Genomic DNA, 25,487 nt, shown 5'->3' with positions numbered 1-25,487 from the left:
GGCTCTCCCTGGCGCGCGCGCCTCGATCCGACCCTAACAAATTAGAACGGGATGCCGGCGGAAAAACCTTTCCTCATCTCGCTCTAGATTCCGGCCAGAAGCGGTGCAAACCCGCCCCGGCGATAGGGGCCTTCACGCATCAGGAGATCGAGGCTGAGGCTCGCAACATCGTCGGCGATCGGCTCGGTCGCCGGTGCTCTGTTCTGATAGAAGATCTTCGTCCAGCCATGGCATTCGTCGCAGGTTTCGGCCTTGACGGTGCCGCCGTGGTTCTCGATCTCGCGATAGGCGATCCCCTTGGTGGAGCCGCAAAGCACGCACTTAATGCGGACATAGTGCCAGAGCGTCGAGCAAAGCGAGCAGCAGCAGAAGCGTGCGCCGTGAGAGCCCGGCCAGCCGACGACCATGGACGATGCGGGCCTGCCACCGCAGGCCGGGCAAATGCCGTCGGCGACCGGCCTTAGCGTGGCGGGGTCAAGCACGGATGCCAGCCGGGCGAACTGCACCTGAAGCGCGGCCCAGACGAAGATGTGCTCGGCAACCGCGTCTCCAGGCAATGAGCCGGAGAGGACGGTTCCGGCCATGGCGAGACGTGCGTCACGATCGGCACCGATCACCCGAGCGAGAGCCCCGGCGGCTGCGGCCGGCTTCTCGATCGCGTCAGCGGCGGCGAACAGACGGTCGAATATGGCGTGGATTGCTTCGCCGTCCCCGATCCTGTTGCAGTGGAGTGGCGGCATTTCGAACTCGCGGGCGCGCAGGAGCGTCGCGGCGTCGGGGCTCTCGGCGGGCGGGAGGTCGGCTTGGATGAGATGCTGCGCGGTCGTCAGTCCCGCAAGGAAGTTGAGATAGGGCGCAAGTCCGCTCGCCTCGGCCAGATGACTGAAACGCGTGGCTCGCGTGGCAAAGAGGGACGCCGTGTTTGGCAGGCGCGCAAAGGGTGGCGAGGAGACGTCTCCAATAGCGGTCGGATCGGGCGCTGCGGCGTCTTTGCGTGTCATCACACTCCCTCACGAACCCGACGGGTCACGTGATGCGAACCCAGAAAAACTACTCGGCTACGGTCTTTTTTCTGTCTGCTGTCGGCTCTTTCGTCGGCGGTCTAGTGACCAGTTCGCGCAACCACTTCCGGTGATGCCGCCACGCCCACCCGCCCGTTACGGAACCACGTACCATTGCCCGTATCGTACCCTTTACCCAGATCGCTGCATAGACATGCGTGATCCAGACGCTGATCGCGAGGATGGCGGCGATCGAGTGCACAAGAAGGGCCCATCGCTGCTGCTCGATCGTGGTGTAAGCCGCGAAATACTGATTCCATATGACGATACCGGACCCTATCAGCACGATGATCAGGATCGACATGGACCAGAAGACCAGCTTCTGCCCGGCATTGTACTTGCCGACTTCAGGCAGGCGCTCATCATGGGCAGCGAGTACGTCGCGCACGCGTGCAAGCCAGGTGCCATCTTCCCGTTTCCAGAGATTGAGCTTCCAGAAGCGCAGGAAAAGACCAAGGAAGCTGAAGAAAAGGACGACACCGATCCAGGGGTGAATGGTCCGCACCCATTGACCGCCGCCGAAGAGCGCCGACAGGAAGAACAGCCGCGGATGGAACAGGGATAGGCCGGAAAGCGCGAGCAGGACGAGGCTCGTGGCGGTGATCCAATGGTTGATCCGCGCGCCGCCGGTATAGCGATCGACCGTGACGGGTTTGCCGGGGTGAACGCTGTCGCCTTTCCCGACGTCATATCCAGTATCCGTACTCATGAGGGCCGATCTCCCGTGAGCCGCTCAGCGGCCTCCTCGTCTTCTTCGGAAACGCGGTTCGGGCCGTTGACCATGTAATGCAGGAAGCCGGTGACCGCCGCGACGCCCATGACGGCGAGGCCGGCATATTTCGTCACGCCCTTCCAGGCCTCGACGATCGGGCTGATCGTCGGATTGTTGGGCAGGCCGGCATAAATCTCCGGCTTGTCGGCATGGTGCAGCACATACATGACATGTGTACCGCCAACCCCCGGCGGATCGTAAAGGCCCGCATTCGCAAACCCGCGAGACTTCAGGTCGGTGACCCGCCCCTCCGCATGTTTCTTCATCTCCTCCTTGGTGCCGAAGACGATCGCCTGAGTCGGGCAGGCCTTGGCGCAGGCCGGTCCCTGGCCGACGGCGATGCGATCAGAGCAAAGCGTGCATTTGTAGGCGGTGTGATCGACCTCGGAAATCCGCGGAATGTTGAATGGGCATCCTTTGACGCAATAGCCGCAACCGATGCAGTTCTCGTGGACGAAATCGACGATGCCGTTCGAATATTGAACGATAGCACCGGGTGCCGGGCACGCCTTGAGGCAGCCTGGGTCCTCGCAATGCATGCAGCCGTCCTTCCGGATCAGCCATTCCAGATTGTTCGTCTCCGGATTCTCCCACTCGGTGAACCGCATCAGCGTGAACATGTCGGGGGTCAGGTCATGTGGATTTTCGTAGACGCCCGTATTGCTCTCGAGTTGCGGATGAGTGTCGTTCCATTCGATGCAGGCCGATTGGCAGGCCTTGCAGCCGATGCATTTCGAGACGTCGATGAGTTTCGCCACCTCGGTCTGTCGCTGGGCCGGCGGCGTCACGGTCGACGCCGATCGCCGCATCAGGTCCTTTTCGCCGAACTTCGGTTGTTGAGGTACGGTGGTGGGGTTTGGGACGGGCGGGAACATGGTTCATGCCTCCTACGCCACCGGCCCGGCAATGGGCTCGATATTGACCAGGAACGCCTTGTATTCCGGCGTCTCTATGTTGGCATCGCCGACGAAGGGCGTCAGCGAGTTCGGTCCGAAGCCCTTCCTGGCTGCGCCGGTGAAGCCCCAGTGCAAGGGGATGCCGACGACGTGGACGGGCTTGCCGTCGCAGATCAGCGGCTTGATCCGCTTGGTGACGACCGCCTTGGCCTGGATCGATCCGCGCTTTGACCAGACGCGCACCCAGCCACCCTTGGTGATGCCCTTTTCGGCCGCGAGTTCCTCCGAAATCTCGACGAAGAATTCCGGCTGCAGCACGGCGTTCACCCGGACATGCTTGGTCCAGTAATGGAAGTGCTCGGTCAATCGGTAGGAGGTCGCGGCATAGGGGAACTCCTTCGAGGCGGTCTCGGCAAACTGCTCGAAGTCGCCCTTGAACACCCGCGCCGCCGGATTGCCACGCACTTTCGGGGCGACGAGATTGTCGAGCGGCGATTCGAACGGCTCGTAATGCGCCGGGAACGGCCCGTCGCGCATCATTCCCCTTGTGAAGAGGCGAGAGACCCCTTCCGGATTCATGATGAACGGCCCGACATCGCCAGGCTTTGCCGTCGGCATGATATCGGGCACGTCGTAGCCCGACCATTTCGTGCCGTCCCATTCAATTATCTTGCGGCTCGGATCCCATGGCTTGCCATTTATGTCCGCCGAGGCCCTGTTGTAGAGGATGCGGCGGTTGGCAGGCCACGAGAACGTCCACTTGGAATAGGCGCCGGTCTCGTCCGGATCCGACGTGTCGCGCCGGGCCATGTTGTTGCCGTTCTCATTGAAGCAGCCGGAATAGACCCAGCAGCCGCACGCGGTCGAGCCGTCATCGCGCAGCGCCGCAAAGCCGGGCAAGAGCTTACCGGCCTCCGCTACGACCTTTGTCGGGTCGGCTGTATCGTAGACGGTGGCAAGCGCCTTGCCGTTGATCTCCTTGGCAAGTTCTTCGGCGGTCGGCTCATTTGGATCGGCATAGGCCCAGTCGAGATTGACGATCGGATCCGGAAACTTTCCTCCTTCCTTGCGGTAGAGCTCCTTCAGCCGCACATGGATCTGCGCCATGATCCAGTTGTCTGTCTTCGCCTCGCCTGGAGGCGTGCCGCCGGGCCAATGCCACTGCAGCCAGCGGCTGGAATTGGTCAGCGACCCCTCGTCTTCGGCAAAACAGGTGGAGGGTAACTGGATGACCTCCGTCTGGATCTGCGAGGGGTCGACATCGTTGTACTCGCCGTGGTTCTCCCAGAAACGCGATGTCTCGGTATCGAGCGGATCCATGGTGACGAGGAATTTTAGTTTCGACAGGGAATCCGTCAGCTTCTTGCGGTTCGGGGCGGCCAGCAGCGGGTTGAAGCCCTGGCAGAGATATCCCGTCATCTTGCCCTGGTTCATCAGCTCGAACGCGCGCAGGAGGTCGTAGCCTGCAACGTCGAGCTTCGGCAGCCAGTCATAGGCGAAATTGTTCTCCGGCGTCGCCGCCGTGCCCCACATCGCCTTCTGGAAGCTGATGAAGAACTTCCGGTAGTTCTGCCAGTAGCTCATCTGGTTCGGCCGAAGCGGCTTGTAGCCGCGCGTCGACATGTAGGTCTCGAGATCAATCTCTTTGTCGGTCGGTATCGTCAGGTAGCCGGGCAGGAGGTTCGACATAAGCCCGACATCGGTGAGGCCCTGGATGTTCGAATGGCCGCGCAGCGCATTCATGCCGCCGCCGCGCATGCCGATATTGCCGAGGATCAACTGCAGCATCGCCATGGAGCGGATGTTCTGCGAGCCCTTCGAATGCTGCGTCCAGCCGAGCGCATACATCGAGGTCATTACCTTGGTCGGCGACGAGCATTCCGAGACCATTTCCGCCACCTTCAGGAACTTGTCCTTCGGTGTGCCGCAGATGCGCTCAACCAGTTCGGGGGTGTAGACGGAGACATGCTCTTTTAGCAGGTTCCAAACGCAGCGCGGATTGGTCAGCGTGTCGTCCACGACAGCATAGCCGTCGGGGCCGATCACATAGTCCCAGGTCGACTTGTCGTAGTCGCGCTTGGCTTCGTCATAGCCGGTGAACAGCCCGTCCTTATAAGCGAAGCCGTCCTTGACGATGTAGCTGGCATTGGTGAACGCCTTGACATAGTCCCACTGCACCTTGTCGTTCTGGATGCAGTAGTTGATCACGCCGAGCAGGAAGGCAATGTCTGTGCCCTGGCGGATCGGCGCGTAGAAATCGGCGACCGATGCGGAGCGGGTGAAACGCGGATCGACGACGATGAGCTTCGCGCCACGATTGGCCTTCGCCTCGGTCACCCATTTGAAACCGCACGGATGCGCCTCGGCGGCATTGCCGCCCATGATGATCACGAGGTCGGTGTTCTTGATGTCCGTCCAGGAGTTGGTCATTGCGCCGCGGCCGAATGTTGGAGCCAAACTGGCTACCGTGGGGCCGTGTCAGACACGCGCTTGGTTGTCGAAGACCAGCATCCCGGCGCTGCGGACGACCTTGTAGGTCTCCCATGCCGTTTCGTTCGTTGTCGCCGAGGCAGCGAGGAAGCCGGTCGTTATCCACCGGTTCACCGGCACGCCTGCCTCGTTCCTCTCGATGAAATTGGCGTCGCGGTCGTCCTTCATCAGCCGGACGATCCGGTCAAGGGCGTCATCCCAGCTTATTCGTTCGAACGTGTCCGACCCCGGCTTGCGGATCATCGGATATTTCAGCCGCGTTTCCGACTTCACGAAATCGAGCAGTGCCGCCCCCTTGGGACAGAGCGTGCCGCGGTTGGTCGGGTGGTCGGTGTCACCCTCGATATGGATGATCTCCGCCTGCTCGCCCTTCTTCCGGTCGCCCTTCGAATACATGATGACGCCGCATGCGACGGAACAATAGGGGCACGTGTTGCGGGTTTCGGTGGTGTTTACCAGCTTGAAGGCGCGGATCGCTTCGGCATGCGCCGCCTCGATTTCACCAAAACCCAGGGAGCCAAGCGCCGTGGCCGCAACCCCAGCACCGGCCGCACCCAAAAATTGGCGCCGCGAGAGTTCCATGTTCATGCCATGATACCTCCCTGAATACCGGCTTTGCCAACAGGGGCGCGCCGGAAACCTTGGTATGCCTTCGCATACTCAGGCATAACTCGGCCTTTGAAATTAAAATCTTAGCTGTCCGCTTTCTATTGTCAATTTAATAAGAAAGATAAACGCGAAGGCCATTCTCTAGTTAAGTCCAAAGCCATATATTTGGACTGGCGGCCGTCGCCCCCGTTGCGGGACATTAACGAAACCCGAATTGACGCCCTATTCGCGATCGACCATATTCAATTCATGAGCTTGCTCGCCGCTCCCGAGTTTCGGGGCGCTCCACATCGAACTGACATTTCGCCGCCGCAGTCGGCGATCGCTTCGAATTGTGCCCGCTCATATTCTGCAACATTTGAGCAGACGGACCGGCATTCGAATCCCGCAAGTATCCACCGGCGGAAGTCGGTTCAACAAGGCGCGACTACAGTAACTTCAAAGTGCTACGGCGACCTGTGCGGATGTGATTGGAAGCACAGGCACTCTCGAGCCGGATGCGATTGAATGCGTGATCCGCTCACGTCAAATTTGTGAACGGACTGGGAGCGGGCTGAAGATCATCCTTGCGACGCATGGGAGGCAATCATGGATACCTCGACCGCAACGACGCCCCTCCGGCTGACCGCACTTGCCCACGGCGGCGGCTGCGGCTGCAAGCTGGCGCCCTCGGTTCTGCAGCAATTGCTTGTCCATCAACCCGCGGGCGACTTCGCCCGCCTTCTCGTTGGTACGGAGACGGGCGACGACGCCGCGGTCTGGCAGCTTGACGATGAAACCTGCGTGGTCGCGACCACTGATTTCTTCATGCCGATGGTCGACGATCCGTTCGATTTCGGTCGCATCGCGGCGACCAACGCCATCTCCGACGTCTATGCCATGGGCGGCAGGCCCATTATGGCGCTCGCCATTGTCGGCATGCCGATCGCCAAGATGGCGGCTGAAATGGTGCGGGAGATCTTGAAAGGCGGCGCCGCAATTTGCGCAGAGGCAGGCATTCCGGTGGCGGGTGGCCACTCGATCGATTCTCCCGAGCCCATCTATGGCCTGGCAGTGATCGGAACATGTCCGGCAGACAGCATTCGGCGCAACAGCAGCGCCCGAACCGGCGACGCGCTGATCCTGACAAAGGCACTCGGTGTCGGGATCTATTCAGCGGCCTTCAAGAAGGGGGCGCTGCCATCGGATGCCTACGCAGAGCTCATCGCGTCGACGACGCGTCTTAACAGTATCGGCACGGAACTGGCTACGGACCCTGATGTGCACGCCGTCACCGACGTCACCGGCTTCGGTGTGCTCGGTCACGCTTTGGAGATGGCACGCGGATCAAAGAAGCTGTTATCGCTGAAGGCGGGCAACCTTGCCCTCTTTTCCCGCTGCGCCGAGCTCGCCGAGCAAGGATTCGTGACCGGCGCATCCGATCGAAACTGGGCCAGTTATGGCACGGACGTCTCTTTGCCCGATGCTCTCCCGATGTGGCAACGCCAGGTCTTGACCGATCCCCAAACCTCCGGCGGTCTTCTTGTATCATGCAGCGCCCGCCGAGCGCAGGATCTGCTTCAGCACATCGTTGCGGCAGGCTATCCCGCCGCCAGGATCATTGGTGAGGTCGAGGAAGGCGAGCCTGGAGTTCGCATCGTTGCCTGAGGGCCGGTCGATCTTCCGGAGTATTGGTTTGCTCTAGCAACGGAATAAATCTGCCGGTTCGGTGGCGCTTGACGCTCACCTGCTCGTGGCAGCCGTGTTGAATGGACCGCATTTGCGAAGGGGCGATGCTTGATTTTCAGAGCGAAATAGACGTCGTTGCCGTGGCTCCGGTCGCTATTGGCTCCAGGGCTGGCGGACCGTAATCGGCCTCACGATTCAGAGGCGGCCTTGCTATTTGGGTTTGTCGCTGGCGCGTCTGTCGTGTCGCGCGGCGGATGACGTTGTAGGGATCGCGACTGCGCTCTGGCCGTGGTTTCGGATGCCCTTCCTCGGCGGCACAGGAACGTTCGCTGACATAATCTAATACTCGCGCTGCAAATACTAACTGACGAAACTAAGGTTCCGCTCGAGCCAGTAGTCTCGTCGTCGAGTGTAGTTGCCGCCTGGTCCAGACGCCGTCTCAGACGAGCATGGCACTGAAGTAACCTCGTCACACCTTATCAGTTGGAGTATTCTACCCACTCTGGCGCCGGCCATGGCGCACCCCGTGGTGGTGACCTCGCGCTCGACGCAAGCTGATTGCATGGGGGGATACTGCAGTGGAGGGGCGCGAGGCGGATGAATCAAGCGTCAGTCTCAGACAACAGGTCGAGCTGCTGAAGCGGGAGCTTGACGAGGCCCTCGAGCAACAGACGGCGACGAGCGAAATATTGCGGGTCATTCCGACCTCGACCAGCTCCGCACAGCCCGTCTTCGATGCGATCGCGAAAAGCGCAGCAAGGCTGTGCGCGGCAGAATTCTGCTTTGTGTTTCGGTTCGACGGTGCGCTCCTGCATTCCGTCGCCTATCACGGCATATCCCGTGAAGGCATTGAAGCGGCCCACGCAAGTTTCCCGCGGAAACCCTACAGGGGCTATGTAACGGGACGAGCCGTTCTCAGCGGTGCCATAGAGCAGATTCCTGACGTATTTGCCGATCCTGAATACCAGTTGCTGCCCCTGGCGAAAATCGTGTCCTATCGCAGCTCGATCGGCGTGCCGCTGATGCTGAACGGGCGTCCGATCGGAGCGATTGGCGTTAGTCGACGTGCGGTCGGATACTTTCCAGAACGGCAGATCAAACTCCTGCGAACCTTCGCCGATCAAGCCGTGATCGCGATCGAGAACGTCCGTCTTTTCGAGGAGGCGCAAGCGCGCAACCGAGAGATTGGCGAGGCGCTCGAACAGCAGACGGCGACCAGCGAAATACTTCGCGTCATCTCGACCTCACCGACCGATGCGCAGCCCGTGTTCGACACGATCGCCCAGCGCGCCGCCCGGCTGTGCGGCGCGCAATTCTGTCACGTGTTTCGCTATGATGGCGAGCTGTTGCATTTCGTGGCGCATCACCGGCTGGAACCCGAGAGCGCGGTGCTTCCAGCCCCACCCGGTCGAGGCACTGCGGCCGGGCGCTCGATCCTCAGCCGATCGGTGGAACAGATACCGGACCGGCTCGTCGATCCAGAATACGTTATGCATCCCGCCATCAGGTCTCAAGCGTTGAACCACCGAAGCCTGCTGGCCGCCCCGATCATGCGCGGTGGTGTTCCTATCGGCACCATTGTCGTGGCCCGAACCGAACCAGGATTGTTTCCCGATCGGCAGGTCGATCTCCTCAAGACCTTTGCCGACCAGGCGGGGATAGCGATCGAGAATGTTCGACTGTTTTCGGATCTGGAGAAGCGCAATCTCGACCTCAAGGAGGCACTGCAGCAGCAAACTGCGACAGCGGATGTCCTCAAGGTCATCAGTCGGTCGACCTTCGATCTCCAGACGGTGCTCGTTACGCTTGTCGAATCGGCGGTGCGGCTATGCGAGGCCTATGATGCAGCCATTTTCCTAAAGGATGGAGACACGCTCTACTTGAGGGCGCATCACGGGCCAATACCGATCGATTTCGTCGGCTGGCCAGTGTCGCGGGGCTGGGTGACCGGGCGGGCCGTCGTTGACAGAAAACCGGTTCATGTGCCCGACCTGACGGCCGCTGCCGACGAATACCCGGACGGCCAGAGCATGGCCGTGCGGATGGGGCATCGCACGATCTTGGCCGCGCCCCTGCTGCGGCAACAGGAGGCCATCGGTGGCCTCGTCATACGACGAACTGAAGTCAAGCCATTTGCCGAGAAGCAGATCGACCTTCTCCAGACATTTGCCGACCAGGCGGTCATAGCAATTGAGAACGTGCGGCTGTTCGATGAAGTGAAGTCGCGGACCGCCGAACTGGCCGAAGCGCTGGAACAGCAGACGGCGACGGCCGAGGTGTTGAAGGTTATCAGCCGTTCCGCATTCGACCTGCAATCGGTTCTGGATACCCTTGTAGCGTCCGCTGCCCGCCTCTGCGAGGCGGACATGGCGACGATGACCCGGCCGATGGGCGACGCGCATTATCCAGTCGCCAGCTACGGCTTCTCGCAGGAATTCGACCAATATTTTCGAGCACTGCCGCTGGAGCCGGGGCGCGGCAGCATAGTCGGGCGAACATTGCTCGAAGTGCGGCCGGTTCAGGTGGCCGACGTCCTCGACGATCCCGACTACGCCATGCCGGAAGCGCAAAGACTTGGGGGGTTTCGTACCGTGCTTGGCGTACCACTCCTTCGTGAGGGAAGCCCGATCGGGGTGCTTGCATTGACCCGCTCCACCGTGCGACCCTTCACCGACAAGCAGGTCGAGTTAGCATCGACCTTTGCCGACCAGGCCGTGATTGCCATCGAGAACGTGCGTCTTTTTCAGGAAGTGCAGACGAGAACCGAGGAACTGTCGCGCTCCCTTGAGGAACTCAAAGCCACTCAGGACCGGTTGATCCAGACGGAAAAGCTCGCCTCGCTCGGGCAACTGACCGCCGGAATTGCGCACGAGATCAAGAACCCGTTGAACTTCGTGAACAATTTCTCGGCGCTGTCGGTGGAGTTGCTCGAAGAGCTTCAGCAGGCGCTCGACGGCGCTGTATCCGACGGCGCGCCGCGCGCCGAGATCGACACGCTCGCCGAGACGATAAAGGGTAATCTTGAAAAGATCGTCCAGCACGGCAAGCGCGCCGATTCAATCGTCAAGAACATGCTCCTGCATTCGCGTCAGGGAGCGGGCGCGCGCAGGCCGACCAATATCAACGCCATCGTCGAGGAGAGCCTCAATCTCGCCTATCATGGCGCTCGAGCGGAAAAGCAGGGGTTCACGATCACGCTCGAGAAATCACTCGATCCGGCGGCCGGGGAAGTCGACCTGTACCCGCAGGAGATCACGCGCGTGCTGCTCAACCTCATCTCCAACGGCTTCTACGCAACGAGCAAACGCGCACCATCCGAGGCCGGCGACAGTTATGAGCCGACGCTCGCGGCGGCGACCAGGGACCTCGGAGACAGCGTTGAGATCATCATCCGTGATAATGGTGTCGGAATCCCGCCAGAGGTGAGAGAGAAGATGTTCAATCCTTTCTTCACAACCAAGCCTGCTGGCGAGGGGACGGGTCTCGGCCTGTCGCTCAGCCACGACATCATCGTCAAGCAGCATGCCGGTTCCATCGAGGTGGACACTGAGCTTGGTCATTACACCGAGTTTCGCATTCGACTGCCGCGGATTACCCCGGCGATGTCAGCGCCGGAGGGCAGATCATGAGCCTCCTCATCCTGGTGGTCGATGACGAGCCTGACGTCGAGTTGCTTTTCAGACAGCAGTTCCGGCACGACCTGCGCGCCGGCCGGTTTGTCATGGAGTTCGCGCAATCAGCGTCATCGGCACTCGTAAGGATCGCCGATGCAAGCGACGTCACGCTCATCCTCATCCTGTCCGACGTTAACATGCCAGGCATGAGCGGGCTCGAATTGCTGTCGAAGGCGAAGAGCGTACGGCCTGATGTGCCGGTGATCATGATCACTGCCTATGGCGATCCGGATACGAAGCGAAGAGCCATGGAAAGTGGCGCAGAAGCGTTGCTCACCAAGCCGATCGACTTCAGCGCGTTGCGAGAAGAAATCGACAGTCGAGTTGGGCCCGCCGCATGAACACAAAGATACTCGTTGTAGACGACGAGCCGGACCTGGAGATGCTTCTTCTCCAGAAATTCCGGAAGCAGGTCCGTGACGGATCATTGCATTTCCTGTTCGCCCGCGACGGAGTTGACGCCTTGGCCATGCTTGCGGCCAATCGTGACGTGGATATTGTGCTGAGCGACATCAACATGCCGCGTATGGATGGCCTGTCGCTGCTGGCGAAGCTTCAGCAGATGGACGAGGACCTATCCACGATAATCGTCTCCGCCTACAGCGACATGGCCAACATCCGCATCGCGATGAACCGCGGCGCCTATGATTTCGTAACGAAGCCGATCGACTTTCCCGATCTGGAGGCGACGATCGTCAAGACGATCCACCATGTGGAGACGTTGCGTGAGGCGCAACGCAGGCAGTCTGCGGCCGAGCAGGCGCGCGCGTCGCTTTCCCGCTACTTTTCGCCAAACCTTGCCGAACGCCTGGCCAACGGCGCCGACGCCCTCGATCTTGGTGGAAAGCGCCGGGACGTTGCGTCGTTGTTTACTGATCTGACCGGGTTCACCACACTGGCGGAAACGATCGAGCCGAACGTGCTTGGGCAACTCCTCAATGATTACATCGTCGGCATGACGGACATCGTGTTTACCCACGACGGAACTGTCGCCAAGGTCATTGGCGACGCACTGCATGTCCTTTTCGGTGCGCCGGTCGATCAGTCGGACCATGCCAGTCGCGCGATCGCCTGTTCATTCGCCCTTGACGCTTTCGCACGGTCTTTTCGAGAACACTGGCGCAGAAAGGGAATAGCCCTCGGCCACACCCGGATTGGTGCACATGCCGGCACGGCCGTAGTCGGCAACTTCGGCGGAGGAAAGTTCTTCGACTATAGCGCCTACGGCGACACCATCAACGTTGCCGCGCGTCTGGAAGCGGCCAACAAGTCGCTTGGCACGCGTATTTGCGTGAGTGGCAGCCTCGCGGCGAACATGCAGGGGTTTTGCGGTCGCCCTGTTGGCGACCTCCTGCTGAGAGGTAGGGTGGAGCCGATCCGCGCGTTCGAGCCGCTTGAGCCCGAAATCTATGCCAGTGGCGCAACGCAGGCGTACATGGCTGCATTCGAAGAGCTGGAGGCCGGCGATCCTCGTGCTGTAGCTTCATTCGCTGCGCTGGTCGGTCGCAATCCGGAGGACCCGCTCGCTGGCTTTCACCTGAAGCGACTCATGAACGGCGAATTCAGCGCAACCATCAACCTCAAGAATTTCCACTGATCGGCTAGCCTTTCAGGACCAGCTCATCGTCCAAACCTTCATTCCTCCCTGAACGCGCGGGCGCAATCCCTCGGGAGTTGGCTGGTATCCACGCCGGCAGTTCCCGCCAGGCGTGTTCGAACTTCGAGCTTGCAGACTGCCAGGGCGGCATGGCCTTCGTCGCAGTGACGCGCGCCAAAACAGGGCCACCTGCCCTTTCAACAGTCACGATTACGCTCCGGTGCCTGTCGTTTTCTGCGATCCTGTCCGCAACCGATCGCCCGCGCGCCACCGCCTGGCTGTCGCTGGCATGAAACGTTCCGGTGTGGTCGCGATTGACCGTCCCAAGAAGATGAATGTGGAAGAGATATCGGCGCATCTTCGTACTCGAACACCGGCATGGCTTTTCCACTTCTTAGCAGTTTCTAAAGTAATTTGCGCGTGACAGTTGCGTGACACCCCTCGCCGCCTGATTGCTTTGTCGGGCGCGACCAGTAGTTTCATTTGTCGTAACCGAGAACTCGCTCTGCTCTTTTGGAGCATCGGCTGCGAGATCTTGGCACGCCAAAATGCTAAGGGACGAGGCAGCCGCGTCATCGATCGGCTCGCCGCAGATCTTCGGCGCGACGAAACCCCAAGTATTCGCGCGCCTTTGCTGAGGCGTTCCCAACCGGCAAATCGTGCAACAACCTGTTGCACAATTGCCCTGGGACCATAATGTCAAGCTCGTCGAAGGCGATGCCCCCGTCATCCGAGCCGATTCGGCTTGTCGGATCCCAGTCGCTGTCGGGGTTTTCAGGGTCATCAGCAGCGCACTTGCAACGCCGCCGGCGCCGCTTCAGCGCGGGGCAACGGCGCCCGCATAGAAACCGCCGTCACCGCCGTAGTAATCCTCTCTGACACTGCTCGCACCGCCGGCGGTCTGGGCGCATCCGGCAAGCGCGGAGAGTACGAGCAACAATGTGACAATACGCATTGAGTTTGATCCCTTCTTGGCTGCCGCACACATAGTCATCGGCAAAGGCTCGGACAACCAGGCGACAGCACGATTTTCAACCAAACCCTGCATTCGAACGAATACGTCGAAACGAAGACGCACAACCGTGACGATCGCGCCACTCCGATCCATCTGGCTCCTCGCGGGATGGTCGTGATCATCCGCACAGCCGAATCCGATTAGCCTCTCGGCCAAATGTTGACCCGGCGCTCGATCGATACATTGTGTGATCTTTGCCGCCGTGGTCGCAAGGGCCTCGGCGGAACGTCGGCAAACCCGCCGATAGCCATTTGCCCTCAGCCCAGCACGCGCCGTTCGGTTTCGGCGTCGAAAAGATGAATGCTGCCGGGGGCGAAGTTCAGCCCGACCCTGTCGCCGGCTCGCGTCTCCGATCGGCCATTGTAGACCACCGAAAGCTCGGGCGTCGTTGCCATCGTCAAAAAGCAGGTCGCCCCGGTCGATTCGACCAGGGCCACTGGCGCCGAGAGAACGCCCTGATCCGGCGCAGCAAGCTCGATATGCTCTGGACGCAAACCGATGCTCAGGGCCTGCCCCGGCCGCACCGCCCGGTTGATGGCGATTGTTTGTTTGACGCCGAGATCCAGGATGATCGACTGCCCATCCTGGCCGCCGATCGCGGGCAAAAAATTCATGGCCGGAGATCCGATGAACCCGGCCACAAACTTGTTCGCCGGCCGGTCATAAAGCTCAAGCGGGCTGCCCTGTTGCTCGATGACTCCATCGCGCATGATGACGACATGGTCGGCCATCGTCATCGCTTCCACCTGGTCGTGAGTGACATAGACCGACGTGGCGCCGAGCCGGTCGTGCAGCGCGCGAATTTCCTTTCGCATATGTACGCGAAGTGCCGCATCGAGATTGGAGAGCGGCTCGTCGAAGAGGAACGCCTTCGGATGACGGATAATCGCTCGGCTCATCGCGACGCGCTGTCGTTGGCCTCCGGAGAGTTCACGCGGATAGCGCCCGAGCAGATGCGTAAGCCCTGTCACGGCGGCGACTTCATTTGCCGCCCTCTTGCGCTCGGCCTTGGCAACGCCCTTGATGCGCAGGCTGTAGGTCAGGTTTTCCTCGACCGTCATGTGCGGGTAGAGCGCGTATGACTGGAACACCATCGCCACATCCCGCTTGCGCGGAGGCACAGCGTTCATAACCTGGCCGTCGATCTTCAGGGTGCCGGACGATATGCTCTCCAATCCGGCCAGGGACCGCAGCAGTGTCGACTTGCCGCAACCCGAAGGACCGACAAGCGCGGTGAAACTGCCCTTTCTGATCGAAAGCTCGATATCCTTCAGCGCATGATAGGCGCCATAGTACTTGTTGACATTGGTCAGTTCGATCTGGGCGGTCATTTGAGCGCTCCCGAGGTGAGGCCAGAGACGATGCGGCGTTGCAGGAGGACGAAGATAGCGAGGATCGGCGTCACGTAGATCGCCGCATACGCCATGATGTTGTTCCATTCATTGGTGTTCGGCCCCATAAAGGAATTCAAACCGACGCTGGCTGGTTGAAGCTCGACAGCCTGGATCATCGATTTCGAATAGACGAACTCTCCGAAGGCCTGCATGAAGATCAGGATGGCGCTGACGAGGATGCCGTTTCGTGCCAGCGGCAGGACGATGTTGAAGAACGCGCCGACCCTGGAGTTGCCGTCTACGAGCGCTGCTTCCTCCAATTCCTGCGGCACACTCATGAAGGTCGCGCGAACCAGAACGACGAAGAAGGGCATGCTTTTCGCCGCAATCGCAAGGATGACCGCAAGCCGCGGATAATTGAGCAGTCCAACTTGCGAAAAGCCCACGAAGATCGGCGTGACCATCAGCGATGCCGGGAGCACCTGCAGCATGAGGATGAGGAAGAGCCCGATATCGACCCAGATGTTGCGGTAGCGCGCCAGCACGTAGGCGCAGCCGACACCAAGCACCGCGATGACACTGACCGCCCCGCAGGCGATAACCAGCGAATTCCAGATATACCGGCCCATATTCCGGCTTTGCCAGACATTGCCGAAGATTTGCCACTGAGGATCGGTCGGCCAGAAGGTCGGCGGCGTGGCGAACATCTCCGACCCGGACTTGATCGTGGTGATGTACATCCAATAGAGCGGGAACAGATAGATGCCGGCGAGAATGATGGCGGCTGCGAAAAGCAGACGATCACGGGAGACGTTATTCATCCGCGCACCTCATGTCGTGTCGAGCGTACATAGACGACCGAGGCAATCATCACGAAGACGATCATGATCACCGAGATCGTCGCGCCCTTGGCAAAGTCATACTGCCGAAACGACAAATCCCAGGCCCAGTATTGCGTGACGTTTGACGCATTGTTCGGCCCTCCCGAGGTGATGGCTGCGAACAGATCGAATTGCTGCAGCGTGAAGATAAGCCCGAGCGCGATGATGGCACCGATCGAGGCGCGCATCATTGGCAGCGTGATCGTCCAGAAGCGCTGCCAAACATTGGCGCCGTCCAACTCGGATGCCTCGTAGAGATCGCGGGGGATGGCCGACAGTCCCACAGACAGCAGGATCATGTTGAAGGATGTGCCGAGCCAAATGTTGGCGATAATGACCGCCCACAGCGAGAAATCGGGATCGGAGCGCCAGAAGATGTTGCCACCGATAAGACCTGTTTCGCGCAGGATAAAGTTCAGTACTCCAAAGTCGCCCGAGAGGATCCAGTTCCAGATTGCACCGACCACAAGCCCGGGCATCACCCAGGACACCAGGAACAGACCCCGCAGCCACGAAGCACCTGGAAAATTCGTCCAGAAGAACAATGCCAGGCCGAAACCGACGAGGAATTGACCGGCGATCGAGGCGACGACAAAGGTCGCGGTATTGGCAAGGATCGGCCATGTTTCCGGCTGAGCGAACAGATCGCGGTAATTCTTGAGACCAACGAAGGGGCGCCAGAAACTGCCGAGGCTGAACATATCAACCTCCTGGAAGCTCATGACGATATTGTAGAGCAGCGGCAGACCGGACAGAGTGAGCAGGAAGGCGAGCGGCAGGCTGACAAGTCCGATATCGAAGCCGCGGCCGTCGATCATGCTGGATAGAAAGCGTTTCATGGGCTCCTCCGCCGCCAAGGCGCCAGCACATGGCTTACGCAGCTCGGCCTGCAAATTAGAACGTGTGGGAACACGCCGACACAGGCAGCGTGTTTTTGCGGTTTCCGCCCGAGCGCCTCGTTGCGTTTGAGCGCGTGTGAAAGGCGGCCGGCTCCTCCGGTCAGTCCGGAAGCGTGCGGGCCGCCTTGCCCGAAGCTTTTAGCCAAGCACCGCCTTTATCTTTTCAGCCGCCTGGTCGAGCGCATCCTTTGATGTCATCTGTCCGGTCAGGGCCGCCTGGATCGCATCCTGGATGGCTTTCGAGATCTTCGGCCATTCCGGATGAGGCCCGCGCGGCTTTGCAAACTTGAGCTGCTCGATGAAGACTTTGAGAGCCGCGTCCTTCAGCGGCACGCCGGTCTCGGGGATAGCGATATCGGAACGGGCCGGAAGCTGGCCGAAGTCCTTGAACATGCGGTCGTCCTGGGAGGCGAAGTATTCAAGCACCTTGAACGCTTCGGCAGGATGCTGCGTGTTCGAGAAAATCGCCCAGTTGAAATCGCCCATGGCCGACGAACGCTCCGCACCGACCTCCGGCACCGGCAGTAGCGCAACGCCCCAGTCGAACTTCGCTTCGTTCACCATGCGGTCGAGCTCCCACGGACCGGAGATGGCCATGGCGGCGTTGCCGGAATTAAACGTGCCGGTCGAGTCCCACTGACCGCGGGTCAGCGTATCCGGCGAGGCCAGTTTTTCGGTTATGATCGTCTTCCAGATGTCGAGCGCCTTGACGGCGCCATCCGAATTGATGTGCTCGTAGCCACCGCCGGCCATTTGGGCCCAAGGCAAGAACTGGAACGTCCCTTCCTCGCTCGCCTTGGCCGAAAAGGCGAGTCCGTAGACGTTGGCCGCGGGGTCCGTCAGCTTGCGGGCCGCGTCGATCAGTTCGGCCCAGGTCTGCGGCGGCTTGTCGGGATCGAGGCCCTTCGCCTTGAACATGTCCTTGTTGTAGTAAAGCGCGATCGTATTGGTGGCCTTGGGCAGGCCGTAGTTCTTGCCGTCCCACATTGTGGAGGCGAGAGGTCCCGGAAAATAGTTCGCCGTTTTCACCACGGTCGACTTGGCGATCATGTCGGTGAGATCGAGGAATGCGCCGCGTGACGAAAACAGCGCATGTTCCGGATTGTCGATAGCGATGATGTCGGGCGCTTGCCCGGTCGAATAGGCACGCATCGCCTCGCTGACGACATCGTCGAACTGGATCTGGCGATACTCAACCTTGATGCCGGTGTTCAGCTTGTTGAAGTCCGCTATCAGGTTCGGCGCGGGCTGGATATCGCGATCGAGCGACCAGACGCTGATCGTGATATCGTCCGCCTTGGCAGAGAGACCGAACAAAGAGACACCTGCAAGGGCGAGAGCGCCCAGGATTGCGGATCCGCGGATAGCCATTTTCTCCTCCTTTGGTTATCCCAATGCCGGCATCCTCCGTGCCGGCCGGCATGCACGTCTCAGACCGGGTCGACGACAAAGTCGCCGCCCCGGCACGTCTTGAGGTATTTCAATCCATGGACCTGGCCGGTCATCTCCAGATCGTCGCGGTAGACCGGATCGTGCCAGCCTTCGATATCGATTGAGCCGGACCAGCCGGCCAGCCGAAGCTCGGAAATCACGTCGGTCCAGTTCGTGTCGCCAAAGCCGGGCGTGCGCATGAAGACGAACTTTTCCTTGCCGAAAATTCCGTGTTCGCGGATGACATCCCAGCGGATGGTCGCGTCCTTGCCGTGCACGTGGAAGATCTTCTTCGCCCATTTGCGGATCTGCGGCAGCGGATCGATCAGGTAGACCATCTGATGGCATGGTTCCCATTCGAGGCCGATATGGTCGTCCGGCGTCTCGTTGAAGATGAGTTCCCAAGCGTCCGGATTATGCGCGATGTTCCAGTCCCCGGTATGCCAGTTGCCGTCCATGGCGCAATTTTCGAAGGCGATCCTCACGCCTCTGTCGGCTGCGCGCCTTGACAGCTCCGACCAGATTGTCCGGTAGCGCGGCAGACTGTCGGTCAGCGGTTTGCCGCGAAGGCGGCCGGTGAAACCGGCGACGCATGTGGCGCCGAAGTGGTGGGCGTTGTCGATGCAGTCCCGCCAGCCCTGCAAGGTTTCCTCATCGATCGCGGTCGTCTCCAACGGATTTCCGAACATGCCGAGGGTGGAGATGGTGATGTCGCGATCGCCGATCGCCTCGATGCAACGCTTGCCAAGTTCGGCGAGATCCTGCCCATTGGTCGTCTGCCAGAAGAAGGGCTCGAAACTCTCGAAGCCCAGGTCGGCGATCTGGCTGATGCGCCTGTCTGCGCCGCCCTTGGTGGCCGAAATCATCGTTCCGATGCGAATGGAGTTTCTGGGGTTTTTCAAAATTGGCTCCCTAGGCTGCGATGGTGACGCGCTTGCCATCCCGCGCGCTGTCGATCGCGCCGAAGACCATGGCAAGGCTCTTGATGTTGTCGCTGCCATCCGTTTCCGGCACGGTTCCAGCGTCGATGGCTTGGACGAAACGCTCGATGACGCTCGCATGCCCGTGCGTGTCAGCACGGTCTTCGGCCTCGGGCACTGCGATCGGCTCGACGGCACGCAGGAAACCCTCGCTGCCGGTGACCACATTGGCCTCGAAGCGCTCGCCGCCATCCCAGAGCAAAGTTCCCTTGGAGCCGACAATTCGCCACGCGCTTTCCCAACTCGTGTTGGCGCCCTCGGCGCACCAGGAACCGCGATAGCTGAAGGCGACATTGTCGGAAAATTCGAAGATCGCATTGGCGGCCGCGCCGTGGCGATACCAGGAGCCCTGCGGATTGTATTCGTGGCAATAGACAGCAAGCGGCTCCTTGCCGGACATGAAGCGGGCCGCATCGAAGGTGTGGATCGCCATGTCGAGCAAAAGGACATTGTCCATCTGTTCGCGGAAGCCCCCGAAATGCGGACCGAGGAAGAAATCGCAATGCAGCGCCGTCAGTTCGCCGAGGCTACCGGACTGGATGAGGCGGCGTATACGGCGGACGCCGTCGATGAAACGTCGGTTTTGCACGATTGCATGGACGCGCGAGGCTTCGGTCGCAAGTCGGCGCAACTCGCGCGCCTCTTCGAGCGTGGCGGCCATCGGCTTCTCGCTCAGCACATGGCAACCATGGGCGAGACCGGCGGCCACCACCGCACGCCGTGCCGCCGGAACGACGATGTCGAAGAGCAAATCAGCCCGGCTTTCGCGAAGAACCTCCGGCAGGGCCGTACCGATCAGGATGTCGCCAAGGTGGAACTCGGCGGCGAGCGCTTCAGCGGTCGCCCGATTGAGATCGACAAGGCCGACAATCTCCACCTTCTCTCGAAGAGAGTTGCTCTCTGTCAGAGCCCTCAGCCAGCCTTTGGCCATAGCTCCGCACCCGCACAAAACGGCCCGATGTCTCACGTGATTTCCTCCAAGAAACGGAAGCGGCAACTCCTCAATTGGCTTCCGTAAACGTTTACGATACTATGCGGCAACGGGTTTTTATGTCAAGAGGTGAGAAAATGGCCGGTCGCGGGTCTGAGGAGGAACGCGGAAAAATGAAGGGGATTCGCGAGCTTGCTGAACACCTCGATATTTCAATCGGCACGGTGTCCCGTGCGCTGAACGGCAAGCCCGACGTCAACGAGGAGACGAGAAAAAGGGTGCTGGAAGCAGCGGAAGCCCTTGGTTACGTCGCCAACCAATCGGGTCGCGCCCTGCGGAAGGGAGCAACTGGCGTCATCGGCTTCATGATGCAGACCGGCACTGAAATCACCGGTCAGGGCGATACCTTCTTCATGAGCGTCTTCGACGGTGTTCAGACCGTTTTTGCGCGTCACAAGCTCGATCTGGTCGCCCTGCTCTGCTCCTCTGAGGAGGATCCGAACGACTATTTGAAGCGCGTCGTTGCCCGCGGTTTCGCCGATGGCATCATCCTCTCGGCGACCCGGCGGCACGATGCCCGCTTCGAACTGCTGGCCAAGCGCAAGATCCCGTTCATTACGCTCGGACGGAGCCTGACAGATGTCGGTCAGCCGTGGCTCGACCTGGATTTCGAGGGCATGGCCGAGGCGTCCATCGACCGGCTCGTCGCCCGTGGTCACAAGAACATTGCCGTCACACGACCGCATGACGACATGAACCTCGGCTATGTGTTCGAGGATCAGTGCCGGGCAACCCTTGCCCGCCACGGGCTTCGCCTCGACGAGCGTCACGTCTTTCGTTCGACTCCGAACGAGGCCGGAGGCTACCAGATCGCCCGTGAATTGAGCGCGCTTCAGAACCGTCCGACGGCGATCGTGCTGATCAACGAAGCAATTACTGTCGGCCTTTATCGCGGGCTGGTGGAAGCGGGAATAAAACCTGGACGAGATCTTGCGATCATCGGTCGTCAGAGCCCGCATTCGCAATTCCTGTCGCCCCGCCTGACATCATTCAGCCTGTCGCTACGTGACCTCGGCATTGCACTTGCCGAATCCCTGCTTGGCACGATGCCAGCTTTCGCCCACGTCTACCCGGCGAAACCCGCACGACTGCTCTGGCCCATGGCACTCGTCCCGGGCGAAAGCGATTAAGCGACAGATATGTCCGGTCAGCAGAAACGGGCTCTATGCAGCCGCGCATCACGACGTCTTGAAGCGGTCGAAGACCGTCAAAGTGCTCGAGGCAGATCAACCTCATCTCAGCGATATCCTCGCGCAACGCAGCGATGACGAACAGGCATTTGGCCCGACTGGCGCAGGCGATCGTCCGGATAACGCCTGCGAATACTCGTCATCCCCTGAAATGGGTATAGCTCCCCATAGGACCAAATGGGGGAAACTCAGTTTCCCTGGGAACCGCCGCTTCTAATTGGCCTGCCTAACATTGGTGTCGTTCAAATCGGTCATGGATACGTCAGATGTCTAACTCAATCTGCGAGACTTTTCCCGGGATATGCGATAAACGCCACCTCAGAGGTCCTCGACCGGCTCGGCTTTTGCGCGCGGCAAACGACAACCTTCTTCATGGCAACTGGTCATCGTTCGATACGTCCATTCCCACGGTGTCTCCTGGTGGCGACGGCAGCCCCGTCATCCGATTTGGATCCGCGATCTCCATCTTAGGGTTGGTTGTTGTCACCGCGTATGCCGAGGTCGGAGCCGCGGCAGAAATCCTCTTCGGGGCGCTTGGTGAACTCTTGACGAGAGTGCCAACGATTCTCTGGTAACCTCGGCATGTCAGCAAGGCCGGCACGGGCCGGCAGAGGCGCTGCGGACAGATCCTTCCGTGCACGCGGTTCCCCACGCCATCGACATGGTTTAGAATCCGCGTGGCGGCACGAACAGGCAAACGGTCCGCCCGCTGTTGGAGCCGTTCACTGAACACCAATGGTACTCGCCATCGGGCGAATCCCGGATCCTTGCGTCCTTGTAGGGAATAGTCTCACCGGTCGCTTTTACGATGAAGCCTTCCGGACGCTCGCCGATGTCGGCAGCCGGCACTTCCCGACAATCGAAGTTCGAGCAGCAAGACGATGGATAAGTCCATCCACTCAGTGCGTCGTGGGCCGAAACGGGCGACGATAGCAAGCAGAGGCCGAGAATAATGGAAATCCGCATCCTGGGTTCCTCTTTTCGTCAAGCCTTCGAATTCGAAGGCTGCGAAACGGAACCACGATCGACGTAAAATGATCCATCGTTTCTGAGTGCGCCCCATTAAGCTTCATCGCGAGTTCACCCGAGTAATGCGCTTGCGCACGCGATCCAACATGTAAGACGCGAGACCTTTTATGCGAGGAGCATATGGCTTTACAGGGGCTGCATTTTTCGCAAATCGCTCAGCTGCCGCTTCATCTGCTGAAAACGTGCCTGTTCCTCCGGAGAGCGGCGCATGGCAACGCTTGTAGAGAGAATATCAACGACGACAAGCGCCGCGATCCGAGAGATCGTCGGTGTATACATGTTCGTATTTTCGAGCGTCTCAACAATGAGCGCCACGTCGCAATAGCTTGCTAGCGGTGAATCGGAGCCGGTCAGGCCAATTACCTGCGCGCCATTCTCCCGCGCGATCCGGGCAATTTCGATGATGGAACGCGTCATGCCGGTGTTGGAAATTACGAAGGCCACGTCGCCGGGCTTCATCATCGAAGCCACCATCACCTGCTGGTGGGAATCGAGCTGAGCGCCACACGGAACACCGAAAAGTGGGAACTTCTGCTGCGCATCACGGGCAACTATGCCCGAAGCGCCAAAACCGAAGAACTCGATCGAGCGGGCAGCCGCCAGAATATCGATCGCCTTGTGCAAAGCGGCCTTGTCGAGACGCGAGCGCGCCCAATCCAGGCTCGTCATGGTGTAGTCGAAGATCTTCTCGGCTACGATTTCAGGCTCGTCCGTGTCGAGCAAGACCGAATGAGTTGCGGGCGTTCCAAGCGCAAGGCTCTGGGCAAGCCGGATCTTGAAATCCTGAAACCCTCCGCAACCGATCGCAGTCGCGAAGCGAACGACCGTCGGTTGGCTCACCTGCGCAAGTGCGGCCGTCTCACCCACCGTGGCGTTGAGAATCCGGCGCGGATCCTGCAATACGACATCGGCGACCTTCCGGTCTGACTTGCGCAACTCCGACCGCAACGTACGGATCACCTCTATGATGTTCCGGTTGGGGTTCCGGATGTCTGCGCGTGCATCAATGTCCATGTCTAAGAGGTGTCTCCACATTCGTCGCGCCGGTATGCAATCCTCGCCCCCGCGTCATTCCCATGCTAACGCAAGTCGCCGGCAGGTGAAATCACCGAAGCCCGAGTATCGATTTCATTGATGAGAGGCTTTCGGCGACGTCTCACGCTTGCCAGCGATAGCAGACTCCGGTGCATGCCCGCAAAAGTTTAAGCGGCTTGACGCGCGGTATCGCAGCGTCAATCGCCGCTGGGTCCTCGGTATTAAAATCGAACAGCCCATAGTGATGGGCAATCATGGTGCTGACACCGATATCCGCGGCGATCTCGGTCGCTTCGTCGAGGGTGAAGTTGCCGGGCACACCATTGTTTGAAAGGTCCGGCCGTCGGCCATTGACCGGCAGCAACGCAATCTGTGGTGCAAGCGCTCTCACCTCTGGCACAAGACCGTCAAACGGTATGCAGTCCCCCGAATGCCACAAGCGAAGCACGCCAATGTCGATGACATAGCCGAGGAAATTGTGATGCCCCTCCGCGTCCAAATCCAACCCCTCATGCGCCGCACGGCTCGCCGTCACGCGCACGCCGGGCAGCGGCTCGATGATCTCACCGGCGTCCATCGCGATCAGCCTGTCTGCCCCCAGGCCCGAGCGTTCCAGTGCCTGAGCCCTGACGGCCCGCGGGGCAACAAAACGGGCTCGGGGGCAGACAGCAAACAATGGGCGCAGCGTCCCGGGATCCATATGATCCGTATGGGCGTGCGTCGATAGCACGAGATCGACTTCGCCGAGATCATTGACTGTGATTGGCGGCGGCATCATGCGGATATGGGGTCGCACCGTTCCTTTGTATTTCTCGGCGAGAGAGTCCGACAGATAGGGATCGATAAGCAACCGCAATCCTCTTACCCGCAGGAGAAAGCCGGCCTGCCCAAGCCAAAACAGCTCGCCCGTGCTGGCGGGCGTCTGCAAATATTCAGCCAGGTCGCCGGAAAACTCTGTTGCAATCAGCTCTCCCATCATGCCCTCCCCATAACCATCCAGCCCTCCTAGGGATCGAGACTGGCAAGCAGATTTTCAGCGGCGATGCGCGTCGCACGGTCGACGCTCTCGCCGGTAAACCCGCCGATGTGGCTGGTGGCAATCACCCTTGGATGAGAGACGAGCGTGAGAGATGGCGGTGGCTCCACCTCGAAGACATCCGTGGCATAGGCGCCGAGCTGACCATTCTCGAGCGCTTCCAGCAATGCCTCTTCGTCTACCAGCCGTGCCCGAGCGGTATTGATAAGAACCAATCCGGGTTTAACCAACTTGATCCTTTCCCGCGAAATCAACGCCGATCCGTCACGTGGCGGCGGTGCGTGCAACGAAACGACATCGGACGATGCCAGAATATCGTCGACATCGGCATAAGAAAACGACGACGAAGGCAGATCAAGGTTCGGTCGGGCAGGATCGAACGCCATGACCTGGGCCCCGAGACCGATGACCATTCGGGCCACTTCGCGGCCGATCGCACCACAACCGATAATGCCGACCGTACGGCCCTGGATCTCGCTGCCGCGCGCCCTCGGCCAGCCGCCGGCCTTGACGCCGGCATCCGTCAGCGGGATCGACCTCAGTGCACTGAACAGCAATCCGATGGCGAGCTCGGCCACCCCACGCGCATTGGCGCCCTCGGCAATACGGACCGCCACACCCTTGCGGGCAAGCGCCTCCATCGGCAGATTGTCGACGCCCACACCATTGCGACTGATGACCTTCAGCTCGGTTGCCGCCTCGATAATGCGCGGCGTGACAGGCTCGACGCCGGCAAGCCAACCGATGCAGCCAGGCACCAGCGCGACCAGTTCATCCTCCGTCGGCATCGCGCCGGGCGTGGAATAGACGATATCGAATCCGACGTCGCGCAGACGCTCGACTTCCGGGTGTGGGTCGGCGGTGAGCGATCGCGGTGTGACAAGAATACGCCGAACCAT

21 protein-coding genes and 1 pseudogene are annotated in these 25,487 nt (G+C 60.2%); 5 read left to right on the top strand and 17 right to left on the bottom strand.

Annotation, left to right across the window (positions count from 1 at the left end):
• Window positions 1-83: 83 nt before the first annotated feature.
• The 4 genes from fdhE to fdnG are packed head-to-tail and all read right to left on the bottom strand — an operon-like array spanning window position 84 to window position 5,807.
• Window positions 84-1,001, bottom strand: coding sequence for a formate dehydrogenase accessory protein FdhE (fdhE, locus tag ACQ5BM_RS06495; RefSeq protein ID WP_429809337.1), 918 nt, complete (start codon window positions 999-1,001; stop codon window positions 84-86).
• Between the two features lie 49 nt (window positions 1,002-1,050).
• The gene (locus tag ACQ5BM_RS06490; protein WP_429809335.1) at window positions 1,051-1,770 is read right to left on the bottom strand and encodes a formate dehydrogenase subunit gamma; all 720 of its coding nucleotides are present in this window, start codon (window positions 1,768-1,770) and stop codon (window positions 1,051-1,053) included.
• Window positions 1,767-2,708 carry a formate dehydrogenase subunit beta gene (gene fdxH / locus ACQ5BM_RS06485; protein ID WP_429809332.1) on the bottom strand — a complete coding sequence of 314 codons (942 nt, stop codon included), beginning with the start codon at window positions 2,706-2,708 and terminating at the stop codon, window positions 1,767-1,769. The genes ACQ5BM_RS06490 and fdxH overlap by 4 nt, the downstream gene beginning before the upstream one ends.
• 12 nt (window positions 2,709-2,720) lie before the next feature.
• Entirely contained in the window at window positions 2,721-5,807 is a 3,087-nt protein-coding gene (gene fdnG / locus ACQ5BM_RS06480; RefSeq protein ID WP_429809329.1) for a formate dehydrogenase-N subunit alpha, read from the bottom strand.
• A gap of 609 nt (window positions 5,808-6,416) precedes the next feature.
• Here fdnG and selD point away from each other — a divergent pair.
• From selD to ACQ5BM_RS06460, 4 genes are all read left to right on the top strand, one after another.
• The gene (gene selD / locus ACQ5BM_RS06475; protein WP_429809326.1) at window positions 6,417-7,475 is read left to right on the top strand and encodes a selenide, water dikinase SelD; all 1,059 of its coding nucleotides are present in this window, start codon (window positions 6,417-6,419) and stop codon (window positions 7,473-7,475) included.
• Window positions 7,476-8,074: 599 nt separating this feature from the next.
• Entirely contained in the window at window positions 8,075-11,125 is a 3,051-nt protein-coding gene (locus tag ACQ5BM_RS06470; RefSeq protein WP_429809323.1) for a GAF domain-containing protein, read from the top strand.
• Window positions 11,122-11,511 carry a response regulator gene (locus tag ACQ5BM_RS06465; RefSeq protein ID WP_429809320.1) on the top strand — a complete coding sequence of 130 codons (390 nt, stop codon included), beginning with the start codon at window positions 11,122-11,124 and terminating at the stop codon, window positions 11,509-11,511. The genes ACQ5BM_RS06470 and ACQ5BM_RS06465 overlap by 4 nt, the downstream gene beginning before the upstream one ends.
• Entirely contained in the window at window positions 11,508-12,767 is a 1,260-nt protein-coding gene (locus ACQ5BM_RS06460; protein ID WP_429809318.1) for an adenylate/guanylate cyclase domain-containing protein, read from the top strand. Before ACQ5BM_RS06465 ends, ACQ5BM_RS06460 begins: the two co-directional genes overlap by 4 nt.
• A gap of 4 nt (window positions 12,768-12,771) precedes the next feature.
• Here the strand turns inward: ACQ5BM_RS06460 and ACQ5BM_RS06455 are convergent, their stop codons facing one another.
• The 8 genes from ACQ5BM_RS06455 to ACQ5BM_RS06420 form a co-directional block, all read right to left on the bottom strand.
• On the bottom strand, window positions 12,772-13,125 hold the full coding sequence (locus ACQ5BM_RS06455; RefSeq protein WP_429809315.1) for a DUF6894 family protein: 354 nt from the start codon (window positions 13,123-13,125) through the stop codon (window positions 12,772-12,774).
• 459 nt (window positions 13,126-13,584) lie between these two features.
• The gene (locus tag ACQ5BM_RS06450; protein WP_173519127.1) at window positions 13,585-13,722 is read right to left on the bottom strand and encodes a hypothetical protein; all 138 of its coding nucleotides are present in this window, start codon (window positions 13,720-13,722) and stop codon (window positions 13,585-13,587) included.
• Window positions 13,723-14,039: 317 nt separating this feature from the next.
• Window positions 14,040-15,113 (bottom strand): ABC transporter ATP-binding protein, encoded by a 1,074-nt coding sequence (locus ACQ5BM_RS06445; protein WP_429809312.1) that lies wholly within the window; start codon window positions 15,111-15,113, stop codon window positions 14,040-14,042.
• Window positions 15,110-15,937 (bottom strand): carbohydrate ABC transporter permease, encoded by an 828-nt coding sequence (locus ACQ5BM_RS06440; protein WP_429809309.1) that lies wholly within the window; start codon window positions 15,935-15,937, stop codon window positions 15,110-15,112. The genes ACQ5BM_RS06445 and ACQ5BM_RS06440 overlap by 4 nt, the downstream gene beginning before the upstream one ends.
• On the bottom strand, window positions 15,934-16,836 hold the full coding sequence (locus ACQ5BM_RS06435) for a carbohydrate ABC transporter permease (RefSeq protein ID WP_429809306.1): 903 nt from the start codon (window positions 16,834-16,836) through the stop codon (window positions 15,934-15,936). Before ACQ5BM_RS06435 ends, ACQ5BM_RS06440 begins: the two co-directional genes overlap by 4 nt.
• A gap of 198 nt (window positions 16,837-17,034) precedes the next feature.
• Complete coding sequence (locus tag ACQ5BM_RS06430; RefSeq protein WP_429809303.1) at window positions 17,035-18,267, bottom strand: ABC transporter substrate-binding protein; 1,233 nt, start codon at window positions 18,265-18,267, stop codon at window positions 17,035-17,037.
• A 59-nt stretch (window positions 18,268-18,326) separates the two neighbouring features.
• Window positions 18,327-19,229, bottom strand: a complete 903-nt coding sequence (locus ACQ5BM_RS06425) for a sugar phosphate isomerase/epimerase family protein (RefSeq protein WP_429809300.1) — start codon at window positions 19,227-19,229, stop codon at window positions 18,327-18,329.
• 10 nt (window positions 19,230-19,239) lie between these two features.
• On the bottom strand, window positions 19,240-20,274 hold the full coding sequence (locus tag ACQ5BM_RS06420) for a Gfo/Idh/MocA family protein (RefSeq protein ID WP_429809297.1): 1,035 nt from the start codon (window positions 20,272-20,274) through the stop codon (window positions 19,240-19,242).
• A 137-nt stretch (window positions 20,275-20,411) separates the two neighbouring features.
• Between ACQ5BM_RS06420 and ACQ5BM_RS06415 the strand changes: the two genes are divergently transcribed.
• Window positions 20,412-21,428, top strand: a complete 1,017-nt coding sequence (locus ACQ5BM_RS06415; RefSeq protein WP_429809294.1) for a LacI family DNA-binding transcriptional regulator — start codon at window positions 20,412-20,414, stop codon at window positions 21,426-21,428.
• A gap of 726 nt (window positions 21,429-22,154) precedes the next feature.
• Here ACQ5BM_RS06415 and ACQ5BM_RS06410 read toward each other — a convergent pair.
• The 5 genes and pseudogenes from ACQ5BM_RS06410 to ACQ5BM_RS06390 all read right to left on the bottom strand — a co-directional run bounded on the left by ACQ5BM_RS06410 (window position 22,155) and on the right by ACQ5BM_RS06390 (window position 25,487).
• Window positions 22,155-22,454, bottom strand: a complete 300-nt coding sequence (locus ACQ5BM_RS06410) for a hypothetical protein (RefSeq protein WP_429809291.1) — start codon at window positions 22,452-22,454, stop codon at window positions 22,155-22,157.
• A 189-nt stretch (window positions 22,455-22,643) separates the two neighbouring features.
• Window positions 22,644-23,240 (bottom strand): SIS domain-containing protein, encoded by a 597-nt coding sequence (locus tag ACQ5BM_RS06405; protein WP_429809830.1) that lies wholly within the window; start codon window positions 23,238-23,240, stop codon window positions 22,644-22,646.
• 87 nt (window positions 23,241-23,327) lie between these two features.
• Window positions 23,328-23,531, bottom strand: a pseudogene (locus ACQ5BM_RS06400) (MurR/RpiR family transcriptional regulator); the annotation flags it as partial.
• A 142-nt stretch (window positions 23,532-23,673) separates the two neighbouring features.
• Window positions 23,674-24,528, bottom strand: a complete 855-nt coding sequence (locus ACQ5BM_RS06395) for an MBL fold metallo-hydrolase (protein WP_429809289.1) — start codon at window positions 24,526-24,528, stop codon at window positions 23,674-23,676.
• A 29-nt stretch (window positions 24,529-24,557) separates the two neighbouring features.
• Window positions 24,558-25,487, bottom strand: coding sequence for a phosphoglycerate dehydrogenase (locus ACQ5BM_RS06390; RefSeq protein WP_429809286.1), 930 nt, complete (start codon window positions 25,485-25,487; stop codon window positions 24,558-24,560).

The sequence above is a fragment of the Ensifer sp. B1-9 genome, from assembly GCF_050474445.1.
GTDB lineage: Bacteria > Pseudomonadota > Alphaproteobacteria > Rhizobiales > Rhizobiaceae > Ensifer.
Note: the sequence above shows the minus strand (reverse complement) of the source record. Positions and strands in the feature narration are given on the sequence as shown.